We start from the raw sequence: 17038 nt of genomic DNA, 5'->3' as shown, positions 1-17038 counted from the left end.
TCTTTCGTAAAAAGTCAGGAAGCGGCGCGCCGCGCTGCGAGTCCGGTCACCGCCAGGGCGACGGCCGTGCACAGGCAGACGACGCCGATGGCGGCGACGCTGGCCAGGAAGGTGCCGGCCGCGCCCTGGATCAGCGTCAGCAGCGGCGCGCTGAGGAATTGCCCCAGGAAGAACGAACCGCCCCACAGGCCCATGCCGCGGCCGCGGTGTTCGTAGCGGTAGTGCGTGAGCGCCCAGGCGATCAGCGCCGGCAGCAGCAGGCCGCCGCCCACCTGGCCCAGCGCGTCGAGCGGCAGGCCGACCGTCGCATTCGGAGCCCACGCCACACCGACGTAGCACGCGCCGTACAGCGCCATGCTGGCCGCGAGGCGCAAGGTGACGGACACGCCGCCGAGGCGCTTGAACAGGTAGCCGCCCAGGATCGTGCCGAGGCTCGCGATGGTCACGAGCACGCTGATGCGTTCCGGCGACGCGACGCCCATGTCGCCGAAGATGCGCCCGTGCTGCACGGCCTGCACGAAGAACACCATCGAGAACAGCACCGTGACGCCGCACACGAGCAGGGTCGAACGCCACGGGAAGGCCGCCACGGCCTGGGCGCCGTTGGCCGTGCGGTCGCGCTCGGGCTCCCAGCACACGAACCACGCCAGCGCGAACACGGCGAAGCCGATCAGGTACAGCAGGAACGGATAGCGCCAGTGCACGCCCGCCAGCATGCCGCCCGCCAGGATGATCGATGAGCCGATCAGCGGCGACAGCATGTTCTGGTAGCCGAGCCACTTCTCGCGCTGCGCGCCCTCGAAGTAGTCGCCCATCAGCGCATTGCCGACCGTGAGGATCGCGGCTTCCGCCACGCCGACGATCACCCTGCTCGCGACGATCAGCAGCAGGCTGTCGAACAGCAGCGGCGCGAGGCCCAGCAGCGCGAACGCGAACAACGCCGCGAGCAGCAGGTTGCGGCGCCCGAAGCGGTCCGCCAGCATGCCGGTGAAGCCCGAGGTCAGCGCCACGCACAGCGACGGCACCGTGATGATCATCGGGACGAGCAGCTGGAAGTGAGGCACGTTCGAAAACTGCTGGAACAACTGCGGCAGGCCGGGCACCAGCGCGGACAGGGCCAGCGACGGCATGTTCACGATGGCCATCAGCGCGATGCCCTGCGCAAGGCCGCCGTGGCGGCGCGGCGCCGCTGCGAACGGTGTCACGGCCGGTGTCGACATGGAAGTGGGATGCATGGCGATCTATCCTGAAAAAGGTCAGTCGGCGCGGCGGTCCAGTACGTGCTGCCGGTACCAGCTGTTGAGCATCATCCCCGTCGCGATCGGCGCGGGCCCTTTGTCGCTTTCGACGATGATCCAGCCGGCGTAGCCCAGCTCGCGCATGGCGGCGAGCAGCGCCGGGAAATCGACGAGACCCGTCCCCATTTCGCCGAACCAGCGCTGGATGCCCCGCTCGCCGCCGGCCGCGACCAGCGCGCGCTCGGCGTTCTGCAGCTTGTACTCGTCGAGCGTGTCGACCGCCAGCGCATCCTTGAACTGGAAGTGCCACACGCGCTCGTGGAAGCGGCGGTACAGCGCGACGACGTCGTGGCCCGCGATCGCCAGTTCGGCCGTGTCGAAGCACAGGCCCACGTTGTCCGCGTCGCACAGGGACATCAGGCGCTCCATTTCCTCGGCCGTGCGCAGCGCCGACAGGGCGTCCACGTGCAGCACCGTTTTCAGGCCCAGCGCCGCCGTCATCGCACCGACCGCGTTCCAGCAATCGGCCGCCGCCGCGATGCGCTCGGGCGTGAGGCCGCCCTCCTTCCACCAGGACGGAAACGGCCGCACGACGATGCAGTCGCCTTTCAGCCCGGCCAGGAATTCCGCGTGGATGCGGGCCTGCGCGAGGATGCGCGGGTGGTCGGCCGGCTGGGTGCTCATCAGGCCGAAATGCAGCTCCTCGAAGCTCATCACGGTCGGATCGAAGAACGTACTGGCCACGCGCTGGATGCCCCAGTCCTTCAGCTTCAGGCGGAAGTGGTCGGCGGAGCCAAAGTTGATCGCGATGTTTTCCGGGCGCCCGATCGGGTCCCAGCGGCCGCTGCCCGCGTTCAATTCCACGGCATCGAAACCGCAGGCGGCCGTCACCTTGAAGGCGCGTTCGATTTCTTCCAGGCGCGCGAAGCTCGTGAAGCCGGCCTTCCACTGGTTCAGGGCATAGCCCCATTTGATCTGTTTGTGCATGCTGGTCTTCCGGTCAGGCGTAGATTTTTTTCAGGACGTGCTGGATGTACCAGGCGGACAACGCGGTGCTTTCCGGGTAGTTGCCGCCGCCGACGTCGGCCTTGTCGTGCTCCACGCCGACCCAGCCTTCGTAACCGCGGTCCTTCATCGCCGCCATCAGCGCGGGGAAGTCGACGAGGCCGCCCGGCACGCCCATCTCGTGGAACCAGCGCGGCGTCGTCGGCGCCATCACCTCGGCGTCGGGCTTGCGGCGGTAGTCGCCCGTCAGGTCGACGTGCAAGGTGTCCTTCATGTGGAAGCCGCCGCAGCGGTCCGCCAGTTTCAGATACAGGTCGACGGGGTCGACGCCGGCGATCACATGTTGCGCCGTGTCGCAGTAGAAGAACACGTAGCGCGGATCGGTCCATTCGTAGAATTTGCGCAGCTGCTCCGCCGTGCGGATCCCGCAGAAGAACTCGTGGTGGCAGCACGTCTTGACACCGTATTTCTGCGTCATTTCGCCGACGCGGTTCCACAGCTCGGCGCAGGCGCGGATCTTGTCGTCCGTGACCGGTTCCACGTCGTAGTACAGCCCTGCCGGCATCACGATGAAGTTTTCCACGCCCAGGCCCTGGCTGGAACGCATGATGTATTCGGCGTAGTTGACGATGTGGTCGTGCGTGGAGCGCACGTGCGGCGCGCTCTGGCGCTCGTCGTACATCACGGCGTGGAACAGGCTCAGAACCCTGTCGATGCCGCGCGACTGCATGAAGGCGCGCGCGTTTTCCAGGCTGCCGAACAGTTCGCGCAGCGGGCCGAGGTGAAAGTCGAAGGTCTCGATCGCCTCGAAGCCGAGCGCGGCGACCTGCTTCAGGAAATCGTCGAAACGCTGCACGGACGTGTATTGCGACAGCTGGCCCTGCGGCGTATCGATGCGCCAGTGGTCCATGTAGGCCCAGCGGAGTTTATTGGTCGTCATATTTATAATCGTAATTCTGGTTATGTTCGAGTTCAAAAAATCGGCGGCAACAAGCCGCCTATGTTCAGCGCCCCGGCACGAACAGCAGGTACGCCAGCATCATGTCGCTCAGGTCTTCCAGCAGTTCTTCCCAACCGCGCGCCTCCCCCTTGCCGCCGAAGCTGTCCAGGCCGAGGAACCGGGCCTGGGTCGCATAGATCAGCAGCATGCTCGCCTCGATCGCGCGCGCCGGATTCGGATGACGGATCTCGGCCTTGCACGCTTCCACGAGGCGGCTGAACTTGGCGTGGTTCTCGTACGCGGACTTCTTGCCCGCCGCGCCGATGACTTCATCCGCCGCGCCGCGCAGCATGAACGAGCGCAGCACGCTGGCGTTTTCCTTCAGCAGGTTGCCGAGGCCCGCCACGACGGCCGGCACGACCTGCGCGAGGCCGTGCGCCTGCGCCGCGATGCGTTGCGCCTCCTCCGTGAACGCCTGGTCCAGGCGTTCGAAAAAGCGCACCTGCACGGCGCGCAGCAGCTCGTCCTTGCCGGTCACGCGGCCGTACAGCGCGCCGGTGGACACGCCGGCCAGCTGGCAGATCTCGGCCAGCGTGATCTGGTCGTAAGACCGTTCGCGCAGCAGGTCGATGGTCGCCTCGATGATGCGGTCGAACGATTGCCGGCTGCGGCCCTGCTTGGGCGCCCGGGCGTGGGCGGTTGCGCTCTCCATGGATGTCGTCGTCGTGGTCAGTGAAGGTAAAGGCGGATTCTAGCCGAAATCACAGCGCGCCCGCCTTCAGTTGGGCGACGGCGTAATCCGCCGCGCGCGCCGTCAGCGCCATGTACGTCAGCGACGGGTTCACCGTGCCGGACGATGCCATCGCGGCACCATCGGTGACGAACAGGTTCGGTACGCCGTGCACCTGGTTGTGCGCGTTCAGCACGGATTCCGCCGGATCGCGGCCCATGCGCGCGCCGCCCATCTCGTGGATGGAGACGCCTGGAATCGCACGCACGGGAATCGTCACGACGTGCTTCGCGCCCGCGGCGACGAGCATCTGCTCCGCCTGTTTGGCCGCGTCCAGCTTCATGCGGCGTTCGTTCTCGCCGTACGCCACGTCGAAGCTCAGTTGCGGCAGGCCGAAACCGCCCCGCTTGTTCTCGTTCAGTACGACGCGGTTGTCTTTCTGCGGCAGCTGTTCGCAGAACGCGCCGAGGAAGGCGATCCACTTGCCCGGCCGCGCGATCTGGTGCTTCATCTCCGCGCCAAAGCCGTCCGTCTGCGCCGCCGTATTCGTCCAGTCGTCGCGCATGGCGCCGCCCTGGTAGCCGTAGCCGCGCGTGAAATCGGCGTCCGCGTCCTGGCGGCCGACGTTACGGAAACGCGGCACGAGGATGCCCGTCGGACGGCGGCCGCTGTAGTTGCGGTCGTCGAAGCCGGGGATCTCGGCGAACGCGCCCACGCCCGCATGGTCGACGAGGTAGCGCCCCAGCACGTCGCTGTGGTTGCCGATGCCGTTCGGGTGCAGCGCGCTCTTCGATTGCAGCAGGATCTGCAGCGTGCCGTACGTCGACGCATTCAGGAAGATCACCTTCGCGCCAAAGCGCAGGCGCTCGCCGGACTTCGCATCGATGACGCGCACGCCGGTGGCCTTCTTCGTCTGCGGATCGACGTCGATCGCTTCCACGACACTGTCCGTGCGGATCGTGAGGAGACCGGTCTTCTGCGCGGCCGGCAGCGTGGAACTGAGCGAACTGAAATACGCGCCAAACGAGCAGCCGCGGTTGCAGATGGCGCGGCGCTGGCACGGGCCGCGGCCATCCAGCGCTTCCGTCAGGTTGGCCACGCGGCCGATCGTCACGCGCCGGTCCGTCCACTTCGATTCGACGGTGCGCTTGAGGTGTTTTTCCAGCGCCGTCATCTCGAACGGCGGCAGGTAGTGCCCGTCCGGGAAGTTTTCCAGCCCTTCCGGCGCGCCGCTCACGCCGATGAATTTTTCCACGTGCGTGTACCACGGTTCGAGGTCGGCGTAGCGGATCGGCCAGTCGTTGCCATGCCCGTCGCGCTGGTTCTGCAGGAAGTCGTCCGGGCCCCAGCGATAGGACTGGCGGCCCCACGTCAGCGAGCGGCCGCCCAGCACGTCGGTGCGGTGCCAGCGGAACGGCTTCACCTGTTCGTACGGGTTCTGGCGGTCGTTGATCCAGTACTGGCGGTTGGCCCAGCTGAACGCGCCGCGCTCGATCTTGCTCTGGATTTCGTATTCGCGTGCGTCCAGTTCGCGGTCCGGCAAGCCCTGTTCGGGTGCCTGCCACGGCGGCGTGAATTCGTGCACGTAGCCCTTCTGGTGTTCGAGCGGCTTGCCGCGTTCCAGAATGAGTACCTTCAAACCCTTCTCGGTGAGTTCCTTCGCCGCCCAGCCGCCGGTAATGCCGGAGCCGATCACGATCGCGTCGAATTCGGTCGTTTGATTCATGGTTGTCCTTTCGCGCGATTCAGATGACGTTCTGGTACGGCCAGGTCTTGACGTCGACGTCGCCGTCGAAGCGGCCCGGCACCGCGACGTAGCGCAGTTCCTTCGTGCTGCCGATCTCCGATGTGAAGTAGCCGTAGACGACCAGGTCGCGCAGGCGCAGGTAGAACGGCGCCTTCGGGTCTTCGATGCGGGCCGCCAGTTCGAACGTGCGGCCTTCGTACGGGCTCGATGTGCGCAGGTCTTGCAGGATCGCCGTGGCCTGCGCTGGCGTGCAGGCGGCGAAGCCGCGCTGGTAGCGCTGGTGCGCGCGCTTGTCGAGGTCTGCGAGACCGGCGCGGAATTGCGCCAGCTCGTCCGCATTCATCCAGTGCTTCGCCAGCGCGTCGATGAAGTGCGGCACGCCGGCCGCGACGGCGCCCGGGGTGTCGGTCACGGGCACGATGACGTCTGCCGCCACCGTCAGGATCTTCAGTTCGGACCTGGTGAGGCCGGCCGTGCGCGCCGCGCTCGCGCCGGCGCCTTGCAGCGCGGCCGCGGCCGAGACGCTGGTCCAGGCGCCCGCCGTGGCGACGCCGGCCAGCAGCGCGCCCAGCGCGGCCCGGCGGGTCATGTGAATGTTCATGCTTGTCTCCGCGTGTATCGTTTTTTTAGCCAGCATAGCACAGGTTTTATAACAATAATTCTGATTTTTTATTACCTCGGGCAAACGCACTGGCCGGGTTCACGACCTGCTCCGCCAGCACCTTCAGGCTCGCCGCGACCTGGGCATCCAGGCACTGCCCCTGCGCGTCGAACAGCTTGACGCCGGCCGTGTTCAGTGTCACACCCAGCGGCGTCGGCCAGCCGCGCAGCGCGTGCACGATCGAGCGCATCGCACCGAGCGTCGTGTTGCAACCCTGCCAGCCGGCCGCCGTGACGATGCAGCCGACCGGCATGCCGTCCAGGTACACGCGCTCGTCGGCGCGCAGGTCTTCCAGCAGGTCGATGGCGTTCTTGACGAGGCCGGACACGCCGCCGTGGTAGCCCGGCGAGGCGAAGATGACGGCGTCCGCGCGGCGCACGGCGTCGACGATGGCGCGCTGCGCCGGGCTGCGCTCGCGTACTTCGGGCGAAAACACGTCGAGCGTGCTGAGGGCCTCGCCGCCGAACAGCTGCGTGTCCGCGCCCAGGTCTTCGGCATACTGCAGCGCCGTGCGCAGCGCGCTCTCGGTGCTGGAGCCCGGGCGGGTCGTGCCGCCGATGCCGACGATGAACGGACGGTCGGCGAAATGGGTATCGATGGCATTCATGGTGATCTCCTGGTTAATTCGTGTTGACTTGTACGGCAAGGGACAGGTCGGCGCTGGACCGGCCCACGAAGAGTTCGACGGAACCCGGCAAGTCCGTCCAGCCGTCCTGCCACGTTTGCAGCCGGCGGCGTTCGATGGCGATGCGCACCGTGCGGGTCTCGCCGGCCGCCAGCTGGACTTTCTCGAAACCGACGAGCGTCAGTTCGGGCACTGCGCGGTACACCTGCACGACTTCCGCGCCGGCGCGCGTGCCGGTATTGCGGACGTCGACGGTCACGGTCCAGCCGTCCTGGCCGTTTGCTGCGACCGCAACGCCGTCGAGCGCGAACGTCGTGTAGCCGAAGCCGGCGCCGAATGCCTGGCGCGGGGCGATGCCGCGCGCGGCCAGGCCGCGGTAGCCGACCCGCGTGCCTTCGCTGTAAGGCAGGTCGCCGTTCGCATCCGGCTGCAGCGACAGCGCCGGGTAGTCGGCATCGTCGCAGGCGATGGTGACGGGCATGCGGCCGCCCGGCTCGCGGTCGCCCGCCAGCACCTGCGCCAGCGCGCGGCCGAATTCCTCGCCCGGGTACCAGCAATGCAGCACGGCCTTCGCCTGGCACTCCCAGCGCGTATCGAACGCGTGGCCCACATTGGTGACGACGACCGTGTCCGGGTTCGCGGCGCATACCCGTTCGATCAGTTCGACCTGTTCGGCCGGCAGGCGCGTGTCGACGCGGTCCTTGCTTTCGACGCTGGCATCCGACGTCTCGCCGACAACCAGCACGACGGCATCCGCCGCACGGGCCGCCGCGACGGCGCGCGCCATCATCGCCTCGTTGCTGTCCGGGCCGCGCACGCCGTACCACAGGCCCTGGCAGCGCGCTGGCGAGTAGCGCAGCTCGCCGACGACCGTCACGACCTGACCGGCGCGCAGGTCGACCGTGACGCAATCCGCGTCGCCGCTCTTCAGCCGGCCCATCACGTCGCCGGGCGCCAGCTGGTCGTCGCGCCGGAACACTTCCACGCCGTCGACGACGAGGCGCAGCGCGCCCGTGCCGCCGATGTAAAACCGGTGCGGGCCGTCGGCGGTGGCCGTGACGACGCCGCTCGCCCGCGTCGCCGCAGCCTGCTGCAGCGCGCCGGCCGCATGCACGCCGTGGAACCACGTCAGCGAGTTCGTGTCGCGCGTTTCGGAGAGGAGCGGGCTGCCTGCGCAGTCGGGATTGTCGAAGTAGTCGAGCGTCATGCCACGCGTGCAGCCGTCGACGTCACGCGCGGGCCGGGCAGGCATGCGCGGCAGCTTCGGCTGCGGATCGACGCCCGGCTCGTACACGACGATCGCATCGCCGAAGCGGGCACGCAGCGCGTCCAGCGGCAGCAGCGCGTCCGGCCGCACGGCGATCTTGGCGAACGTGCCGCCCTGGAAGCAAGGCGCGCTCGCGTTCGGGCCGAGCACCGCGATGCGCGGGTAGCGCGCAGGGTCCAGCGGCAGGATGGCGTCGTCGTTGCGCACGAGCGTGAAGCCGGCGGCGGCCGCTTCCACGAGCAGCCCGCTGGCCTCCGCGGCGGGCAGCGGCGCGCCCTTGTCCCGCCCGAATCGGCGCGCCGTCCGCGCCACGCGTTCGGCCGCGTCGCGCACACGTTCCAGGTCGACCTGCCCTTCCACCACCGCGCCCGCGCTCTTCGCACCGAGGAAGCGTGCGGGCCCGGGCATCTCGAGGTCCAGGCCGCCGTTCAGCGACGGCACCGTCGAATGCGTGCCGAACCAGTCGCTCATGAACACGCCGTCGAATATCCACTCGCCTTTCGCGACGTCGCGCACGATTTTCCCGGCTTCCGCGCACCAGGCGCCATTCACCTTGTTGTACGCCGTGAGCATCCCCGCGCAGCCGGCCTGCGCGGCCATCTCGAATGGCGCCAGGTACACTTCGCGCAGGGTGCGCTCGTCGACGACGGCGTTCATGGAATCGCGCGCCGTCTCGCTGTCGTTGCACACAAGGTGTTTTGCGACCGCGCCCGTGCCGACGGACTGGCAGCCCTGGATCCACGCGCCGCCGAGGCGGCCGCACAGCAGCGGGTCTTCGGAAAAATATTCGAACGCGCGCCCAGCCAGCGGGCTGCGCGCGAGGTTCAGGTTCGGCGCGAGCATCAGGTCCACCTTGCGGCGGATCGCCTCGCCGCCGACGAGGCGCCCGACCCGCTGCACGAGTTCCCTGTCCCAGCTGGCGCCCAGTGCGACGGGCGCGGGCGTCAGCAGCGACACATCGCGCTCGTCCACGCGCGGGCCGGCCACGCCCATCGGGCCGTCCGCCATCGCGAGCGACGGGATGCCGGCGTGCGGGATGGCGGCCGTGGACCACATGGAGGCGCCGGCCGTGAGGCTCGCCATCTCGTCCAGGGTCAAGGTCGTTTCGCTCATTGGAATGCCGGGATCACGTGTTGGGCCAGCAGGCGCAGGGTCTGGTCCGCGTACGCGAGGCGCTGCTCGGTGAGCGGGCCGGTGACGGTGCCGCACAGGATGTTGCCGATGCCGACTTGCTGGTACGCGCGCAGCTTGTCGATGACGGTGGCCGGGCTGCCGTACAGGCACCACGTGGCCATCCATTCTTCCGTCAGCGCGCTGCCGGTGCGGTCGGTCTTCTTGTTCGCGTCGTCGCTTTCCGCCTTGGCATTGAACGCGGCTTCGCGGTCGACCGCTTCCTGGTACGACGTCAGGATTTCCAGCACTTCCTTTCGCGCCTGTTCGTCGGTCTCGGCCAGGTGGACGCACTGGTAGCTGTGCGTCGTCCACGACAGCGCATCCTTGACGGTCTCACTGGAGTGTCCGGCGGCCAGCAACTGCTCGTGGTATTTGCCGAAGTACTTCTTCACGTGCTTCAGGGGTTCCAGGCCGCCGATCTGCGGCGGCGTGAACGCGGGGATGAACGCGGGCCAGCCGTTGACGGCGGCGCGCGTGATGCTCGCGTCCTTCATCGCCACCGGCATCAGGCGCGCATGCTTTTCACCGTACGGGCTCGGGGCGATACGCTGCAGCACGCGGCCCTTGTGGAAGCCGTCCAGCTCGATCGCGTCGTCTTCCATGCGCTTGTTCCACAGCGCTTCCGCGGCGGCCAGGTTTTCCTCGGCGATGCGGCCGGCGTCCTTGTAGTTCACGCCGAAGCCGATCATCTCTTCCGGCGTCGTACCGGAACCCACGCCCACCAGCAGCTTGCCCTTCGTGAGGTGGTCGAGAATGTTGATGCGCTCGACGAAACGGACCGGGTGATGCAGCGGCACCGTCGTGACGGAGAAGCCGAAGTGCATGGCGGGCAGCTTCGCGGCCAGGTACGAGGCGAACATGTAGCTGTCGCTGGCAATCGCCATGTAGCCGTTGAAGTGGTGGTCCGGCAGGAAGATCGCATCGAAACCGAGCTCGCCCGCCAGCAGGGCGTGCCGCTCCAGGTCGACGATCAGTTGGCGGTCGGCGTCCGGCGTCATGGTGCGGGCGTTGAGGAAGATGGAAAAACGCATACAAGTCCCTTCTGGGTGGTGTTGGGTTAAATCATAACCGTAATTATGATTATGGTAGTTGCAGATATTCGGGTCGTCAATCTCTTTTATTCATCAAGTTATTGGCTCCGCAGCAGCAAGGTGTTGCAAAAACCGCATATCGTTATAAGTCTCGCTGGGATATGGATATGTCAACATATTCGTTCTGCATCGGCCCTTCCCTTCGTAAGATGTTTCGACTCATCCATAACGAAAGGGACGTCATGACCGCCAACACCAAGCGCCGCCTGGCCCGCCTCCGACAACGACAGCAACAGGCACGTCGCCTGCAAACGTGCGCCCTGCTGGCCCTGTGCATGCTGCCGGTGGCAGCCGCCTTCGCCGCGCCCAGCGTGTTCCCGACGGGCGTCACCCGCTACGAACCGCAGAAGGCGTGGAACGGCTACGTGCTGTTTTCGGGCCAGGACAAGAAGACGCACCTGATCGACATGAACGGCAACGAAGTGCACCAGTGGGCGCAGGAAGGCTTCCCGCCCGTGCTGGTGGAACCGGCCAAAGCCGGCGGCGCGCGCGGCCGCGTGCTGCTGCAGCTGGCGCAGCTGCCGGGCGTGCAGGCCGCGGGCAATGGACTCGGCAATACCGCGATCGGCGAGCTGGATTGGGACGGCAAGGTCGTGTGGCGCTGGGGTGCGGCCGCGCAGACCGCGTACGGCGGCGCCGACACGACGACAAACGCTGCGCCGGGCGGCGCGGCGAAGCAGCACCACGACTGGGAGCGTCTGTCCAACGGCAGCACGCTCGTGCTGGCGAACCTCGTGCATGACGTGAAGGGCTTCAAGGCGCCGCGGGTGCTGGACGACGTGCTGTACGAAGTCGACCCGCAAGGGAAGATCGTGTGGCGCTGGACAGCGTCCGACCACCTCGACGAATTCGGCTTTTCGAAAGCCGCGCTGGACCAGCTGCGCAACGCCGCGCCGCGCGACGGCGCCAAAGCGGTCGACTACCTGCACACGAACAGCGCCCGTGTCCTCGGCCCGAACAAATGGTTCGACGGCGGCGACGCGCGCTTCGCGCCGGACAACGTGATCATCAGTTCGCGCCAGGCGAACATCGTCGCCATCATCGACAAGAAGACGGGCAAGGTCGTATGGCGCCTCGGCCCCGATTTCGCGCCGGCCGGCGGCAAGCTGCCGCGTCCCGTCGACCAGCTGATCGGCCAGCATGACCCGCACCTGATCGCGCCCGGCCTGCCCGGCGCCGGCAACCTGATCGTGTTCGCCAACCAGGGCGAAGCCGGCTACCCGATCGTCAGCCCCGGCATCTTCCCGCACTCGCGCGTGCTGGAAATCGACCCGGTCAAGAAAGAGATCGTGTGGGAGTACACCGCGGTGGACTCGAAGCAGACGCAGTGGAGCTTCTACAGCGCCTTCATCAGCAGCGCGCGCCGCCTGCCGAACGGGAACACCCTCATCGACGAAGGCATGAACGGCCGGATATTCCAGGTCACGCCGCAGGGCGAGATCGTGTGGGAATACGTCAGCCCGTTCTACGGCGATTCCGCCGTCGGCGGCAGCGGACGCACGGTGCGCACGAACTGGGTCTATCGCGCCCAGCCCGTGCCGTACGACTGGGTGCCGGCCGGTACGCCGCGCAGCGAGCGTCCGCTCGACACCGTCGCCAGCACGCGCTAACCCCTTTCACTTTTTTGTAACGCCTGCGGCGCGTCCCCCCGCGCCGCAGCGGCTTCGCTCATCCCGATTTTCATGACGTTCAAGGAGAACCACGTGTTTTACGCATCCGCAGCTCTACACAAGACCAGGCGCCACGGCGCGCCGGCCGTTTCACGCACCACCATCGCGGCGGCGGCCATGATGATGTGCGCCGGATGCGTGTGGGCGCAGGAATCGGGACCAAACGCGGGGCCGAATGCCGCCGTCGCGCCGGTGCTCGCCGCCGCCGCCGATGCGGGCCCCGATCCCGCCGCCACGCAACCGCTGTCCGACACGATCCAGACGGTGCTCGTCTCCACCCGCCGCCGCGTCGAAAGCGCGCAGAGCGTGCCGACGCCGATGACGGTGCTGAACGGCGACGAGCTGGAAGCGAACCGCGTCTACCGCGCCCAGGACCTGCAGCAACTGCTGCCCAGCACGACGATCAACTACGTCCACGCCCGCCAGATGAGCTTTGCGGTGCGTGGTCTCGGCAACAACCCCGCCAGCGACGGCCTGGAAGGCAGCGTGGGCCTGTACCTCGACAACGTCTACCTCGCCCGCCCCGGCATGGCGGCGTTCGACGCGCTCGACATCGAACAGCTGGAACTGCTGCGCGGTCCGCAGGGCACGCTGTTCGGCAAGAACACGACGGCGGGCGTCGTGAACATCTCGTCGCGCAAGCCGGCGCACGACGTGGAGTCGCAGGCGGAGCTCTCGGCCGGCAGCTACGGCTACGTGCAGGGCAAGCTGGTATTGAACCGTCCCGTGACGGACGACCTGGCGGCGCGCCTGTCCGTGTACCGCACGCAGGACGACGGCTATATCCGCAACCGCTACAACGGCACCCGCGTGCAGGGTGGCCTGCGTCAGGGCCTGCGCGCACAGGCCCTGTATGAGCCAGGCAAGGACTTCAGCCTGCGCGTCATCGCCGACTACAACGAGGAAGACTCGAACAACGGCACGCTGATTTTCTATAACGCCGGCGCGACCGGCAAGTATCTCGCGCAGGCGGCCCTCGTCGGCGGGCATCCTGTCACGGATCCGGAAAACCGCGCCGTCGCCCTCGACAACGGCTCGCACGTGAACGTGCACCAGGGCGGCATATCGGCGGAAGCCAACTGGAACCTCGCCAACGCCAGCCGCCTCACCTCGATCAGCGCGTGGCGCACCTGGAACTTCGTGCCGCACAACGACGACGGTCTCGACGTGCCGGTGACCCTGAACGTGGGCCAGTCCGCGAAACACCGCCAGTTCACGCAAGAGCTGCGCTGGGGAAGCAGCCCGGGCGCGGTCGACACCGTCGCCGGCGCCTACTATTACTACCAGGAGCTGGAGAACAACGCGTTCACCGTCAATGGTCCCCTCGCCGACCGCTTCAACGGCAATCCGGTCGGCGCGTGGAACGACGTCACCAGCAACTCGCCGGGCACGCTGCGCGTCAACAGCTACGCGCTGTTCGGCCAGGCCACGTGGCATGCGACCGACCGCTGGGACCTGACGGCCGGCCTGCGCGGCACGTACGAGGACAAGCGCGTGCGCGTGATCCGGTACGGCCCCGTCGGCCCGACGGTCAGCGGCCCCGCCCTCACCGTGCGCAACGCGCGCTACGGCGCCTACGATTCCGGTCCGCTGGCGCTGCACCAGTCCAGTCCCAGCGCGCTTCTCTCGGCCGGCTTCAAAGCGTGGGACGACGTCCTGTTGTACGCCAGCCTGTCGCACGGCGAGAAGTCCGGCGGCATCAACCTGCAGGTGCCCGGCGCGGCCGGCGCCGCGTCGCTGCTGGTGGGCGCCGAACGCGCCAACGCGGCCGAACTGGGCGTGAAAAGCACGCTGCTGAACCGTCGCCTGCAGCTGAACGCGAACCTGTTCGCGACCGTCGTCCACGGCTACCAGAGCAATGCCTACGACCCGACGACGCGGACGTCGTACCTGACGAACGCCGGCGACGTGCGCACCCGCGGCATCGAGCTCGAGGCCCTCGCGATCCCCGTGCGCACCCTGCACATCCAGGCGAACGTGTCGTTCAACGACCCGCGCTACCTGACGTACAAGAATGCGCCGTGCGCGCCGGAAGTGAATGCCGTGTCGTGCGATTTGTCCGGCCGCGACGCCCTCGTCAACGCGCCGCGCCGCACCGCGAACGTGGGCGCGCGCTGGGAACTTCCGCTGGATGACACGTGGCGCGCCTATGTGAACGGCAACGTGTCGTACCGCTCGTCGACCTACGGCACGCTGGACGCGTCGAAGTATTCGCGCATCCCGGCGTACGGCCTCGCCAACCTGTCCGCCGGCGTGCGCTCGAACGGCGAGCACGCGTGGGACGTGCAGCTGTGGGCCCGCAACCTGTTCGACCGCCAGTACTACACGAGCATGTGGAACGGCACGTTCGGCTCGTACAACGCCGTCATCGGCACGCCGCGCACGATCGGCGCGACCGCCCGTCTCGATTTCTAAGCAAGGAACCATCATGAGCAAAACCGACCAGAAACGCCGCGCCGTCATCAAGGGCCTCCCCGCCCTCGCTCTCGCCCCGCAGGCGCTGTTCGCGGCCGACCGCAAGGACCGGCAGCCGAACATCGTCTTCATCCTCGCGGACGACCTGGGTTACGCCGACCTGGGCGTCTACGGCAACACGGATTTCACCACGCCGAACCTCGACCGCCTGGCCGCGCAGGGCGTGCGCTTCACGCAGGCCTACGCCAATTCCGCCGTGTGCTCCGCCACGCGTTTCGGCCTGATCACGGGCCGCTACCAGTACCGCCTGCGCGGCGGGCTGGAAGAGCCGATCGCCGGGGCGTCGAAGACCATCGGCCTGCCGCCGCAGCATCCGACCCTGCCGTCGCTGCTGAAGAAGGCGGGCTACCGCACCGCGCTGTTCGGCAAGTGGCACCTGGGCTACCTGCCTGTGTTCGGTCCCCTCAAGAGCGGCTACGACGTCTTCTTCGGCAACTACGGCGGCGCCATCGACTACTTCACGCACAAGCCGGGCGTCGGCCCCGAGGTCCCGGAAGACCTGTACGAAGGCGAAGTCCCCGTGCACAAGGTCGGCTATTACACCGACCTGCTCGCGGAGCGCGCCACGGAATACATCGGCCAACAGGATGGGAAGCAGCCGTTCTTCCTGTCGCTGCACTTCACGGCGCCGCACTGGCCGTGGGAAGGTCCGGGCGACGAAGCCGTGTCGCGCGACATCGGCAACATCTTCCACTATGACGGCGGCGACCTGGTCACCTACGGCAAGATGGTGACGGGGCTCGACACCGCCATCGGCCGCGTGCTCGACGCGCTGCGGCGCAAGGGCCTCGCCGACGACACGATCGTCATCTTCACGAGCGACAACGGCGGCGAGCGCTTCTCGAAGACGTGGCCGTTCAGCGGCCAGAAGACGGAACTGCTGGAAGGCGGCATCCGCGTGCCCGCGATCGTGCGCTGGCCGCGCCGCCTTGGTGCCGGCACGACGACGGACCAGGTCGCGATCAGCATGGACTGGCTGCCGACCCTCCTCGCCGCGGCCGGCGGCGCGCCCGATCCGGCCTACCCGCCCGACGGCCAGGACCTGCTGCCCGTGCTGACGGGCCAGCGCGCGCCCGGCGAGCGGACGCTGTTCTGGCGCTACAAGGCGAACGCCCAGCGCGCCGTCCGCTCGGGCAACTGGAAATACCTGCGCCTCAACGGCAACGACTTCCTGTTCGACGTAAGCGTGGACCAGCGCGAACGCGCCAACCTCGCGCAGCGTCATCCGGACGTATTCGACAAGCTGAAAGGGGAATGGGAAAGCTGGAACGCGAGCATGCTGCCGATCACGCCCGACGTGCGCGCGCACGGCGTGAACGGGAAGGTGCAGGCCGACCACTACCACGCGGACGGCACCGACTGACCGGTTAGTCGTGGGCTGCGTCGTCCTTCTCGTCGCGGCCCAGCAACTCGCTGGACCACTCCTGCCAGGTACAGTTGGGGCAACGCCGCCACAACAGGATCAGGAGAAACGTCGCGCAACCGAATGCCAGCACGACCGCGTGCAACGCAAGATCCGGTTCGAGCCCATAGAGTAAATCCAGCATGGCGCACCTACCTTCCTGGCGGAATCATTCATGGCGATACCGCATGATTCCACTGTAGACCAAGCCGGTGGCCGTGTCCAGCGCGCTTCAAATGGGTTTCAGGAACAACCCGACCGTGAGCGCGATGCCGATGCAGACGATGGCGACGCGCAGCGCCTTCTCGTTCACGCGGTACAGCGCCCACGCGCCCAGCAAGCCGCCGATGACGGCGCCCGCCGCCAGCACGCCGCACTGCAGCCAGTGCAGGTCGGGCGACGTCAGGAACAGGACGACGGCCGACGCATTCATCACGCCGGCCAGCACGTTTTTCGTGGCGCCCGCATTGCGCGCGGCGAGGCCCGCCATCGTCAGCGCGGCCAGCATCAGGATGCCGATGCCGCCGCCGAAATAGCCGCCGTAGACGGCGATCAGGAATTGCGCGACCGCCGTCGCCACGGGTCCGAGGTGCACGGCGCCCGCGGCGCCGGGCTTGCGGAAGAAGCTCCCCCACGTGAACAGGGCCGTCGCGAACAGCACGAGCCACGGCACGAGCCGCGCGAACACCGCCGGCGACGTGTGCAGCAACAGCAGTCCACCCGCCGCGCCGCCGGCGATGCTCAACACGAACAACGCCCAGAACGGCAGGCCGCCCGCGCCGCTGACCAGCTTGCGGCCGGCGTACCCGGACGTGATCTGCGCGGGGAACAGCGCGACGGTCGACGTGATGTTCGCGGCGAGCGGCGACATGCCGGACACGATCAGCGCGGGCAAGGTGACGAACGAGCCGCCGCCCGCCAGCGCGTTCTGCGCGCCGGCCCACAGCCCGGCCAGGAAGACGAGCAGCAGCATCATGGTGCCGCTCCGGTGTGACGGTCGTTGGCTGGGCGGTG

14 protein-coding genes are annotated in these 17038 nt (G+C 67.7%); 3 read left to right on the top strand and 11 right to left on the bottom strand.

Going from position 1 to position 17038, the window contains the following annotated elements:
• Positions 1 to 14: 14 nt before the first annotated feature.
• From ASD28_RS05905 to ASD28_RS05865, 9 genes are all read right to left on the bottom strand, one after another.
• Positions 15 to 1235, bottom strand: coding sequence for an MFS transporter (locus tag ASD28_RS05905; RefSeq protein ID WP_082577491.1), 1221 nt, complete (start codon positions 1233 to 1235; stop codon positions 15 to 17).
• 21 nt (positions 1236 to 1256) lie between these two features.
• Entirely contained in the window at positions 1257 to 2225 is a 969-nt protein-coding gene (locus ASD28_RS05900) for a sugar phosphate isomerase/epimerase (RefSeq protein ID WP_056125307.1), read from the bottom strand.
• A gap of 13 nt (positions 2226 to 2238) precedes the next feature.
• Positions 2239 to 3183, bottom strand: a complete 945-nt coding sequence (locus tag ASD28_RS05895; protein WP_229412219.1) for a sugar phosphate isomerase/epimerase — start codon at positions 3181 to 3183, stop codon at positions 2239 to 2241.
• 64 nt (positions 3184 to 3247) lie between these two features.
• A complete protein-coding gene (locus ASD28_RS05890; RefSeq protein WP_056125304.1) occupies positions 3248 to 3895 on the bottom strand; it encodes a TetR/AcrR family transcriptional regulator in 648 nt (215 codons plus the stop codon).
• Positions 3896 to 3944: 49 nt separating this feature from the next.
• Positions 3945 to 5639 (bottom strand): GMC oxidoreductase, encoded by a 1695-nt coding sequence (locus ASD28_RS05885; protein WP_056125302.1) that lies wholly within the window; start codon positions 5637 to 5639, stop codon positions 3945 to 3947.
• Positions 5640 to 5658: 19 nt separating this feature from the next.
• Positions 5659 to 6261, bottom strand: a complete 603-nt coding sequence (locus tag ASD28_RS05880; protein WP_160408038.1) for a gluconate 2-dehydrogenase subunit 3 family protein — start codon at positions 6259 to 6261, stop codon at positions 5659 to 5661.
• 46 nt (positions 6262 to 6307) lie between these two features.
• Positions 6308 to 6928, bottom strand: a complete 621-nt coding sequence (locus ASD28_RS05875; RefSeq protein WP_082577489.1) for an NAD(P)H-dependent oxidoreductase — start codon at positions 6926 to 6928, stop codon at positions 6308 to 6310.
• 13 nt (positions 6929 to 6941) lie between these two features.
• A complete protein-coding gene (locus tag ASD28_RS05870; RefSeq protein ID WP_056125299.1) occupies positions 6942 to 9326 on the bottom strand; it encodes a glycoside hydrolase family 3 C-terminal domain-containing protein in 2385 nt (794 codons plus the stop codon).
• Positions 9323 to 10417 (bottom strand): LLM class flavin-dependent oxidoreductase, encoded by a 1095-nt coding sequence (locus tag ASD28_RS05865; protein WP_056125297.1) that lies wholly within the window; start codon positions 10415 to 10417, stop codon positions 9323 to 9325. Before ASD28_RS05865 ends, ASD28_RS05870 begins: the two co-directional genes overlap by 4 nt.
• A 242-nt stretch (positions 10418 to 10659) precedes the next feature.
• Between ASD28_RS05865 and ASD28_RS05860 the strand changes: the two genes are divergently transcribed.
• From ASD28_RS05860 to ASD28_RS05850, 3 genes are all read left to right on the top strand, one after another.
• Positions 10660 to 12087 (top strand): arylsulfotransferase family protein, encoded by a 1428-nt coding sequence (locus ASD28_RS05860; protein ID WP_082577488.1) that lies wholly within the window; start codon positions 10660 to 10662, stop codon positions 12085 to 12087.
• Positions 12088 to 12180: 93 nt separating this feature from the next.
• A complete protein-coding gene (locus ASD28_RS05855) occupies positions 12181 to 14562 on the top strand; it encodes a TonB-dependent receptor (RefSeq protein WP_229412218.1) in 2382 nt (793 codons plus the stop codon).
• A 13-nt stretch (positions 14563 to 14575) separates the two neighbouring features.
• Entirely contained in the window at positions 14576 to 15985 is a 1410-nt protein-coding gene (locus tag ASD28_RS05850; protein ID WP_082577487.1) for a sulfatase-like hydrolase/transferase, read from the top strand.
• 4 nt (positions 15986 to 15989) lie between these two features.
• Here ASD28_RS05850 and ASD28_RS05845 read toward each other — a convergent pair whose 3' ends face one another.
• Together ASD28_RS05845 and ASD28_RS05840 are read right to left on the bottom strand one after the other, a co-directional pair.
• Positions 15990 to 16169 carry a hypothetical protein gene (locus ASD28_RS05845; protein WP_056125294.1) on the bottom strand — a complete coding sequence of 60 codons (180 nt, stop codon included), beginning with the start codon at positions 16167 to 16169 and terminating at the stop codon, positions 15990 to 15992.
• Between the two features lie 87 nt (positions 16170 to 16256).
• Positions 16257 to 16997 carry a sulfite exporter TauE/SafE family protein gene (locus ASD28_RS05840; RefSeq protein WP_056125621.1) on the bottom strand — a complete coding sequence of 247 codons (741 nt, stop codon included), beginning with the start codon at positions 16995 to 16997 and terminating at the stop codon, positions 16257 to 16259.
• Positions 16998 to 17038 lie beyond the last annotated feature (41 nt).

The organism is Massilia sp. Root133 (genome assembly GCF_001426525.1).
Taxonomy (GTDB): Bacteria; Pseudomonadota; Gammaproteobacteria; order Burkholderiales; family Burkholderiaceae_D; genus Telluria; species Telluria orientalis.
The sequence above is the reverse complement of the archived record's forward strand: the minus strand, read 5'-3'. Positions and strand labels throughout refer to the sequence as shown.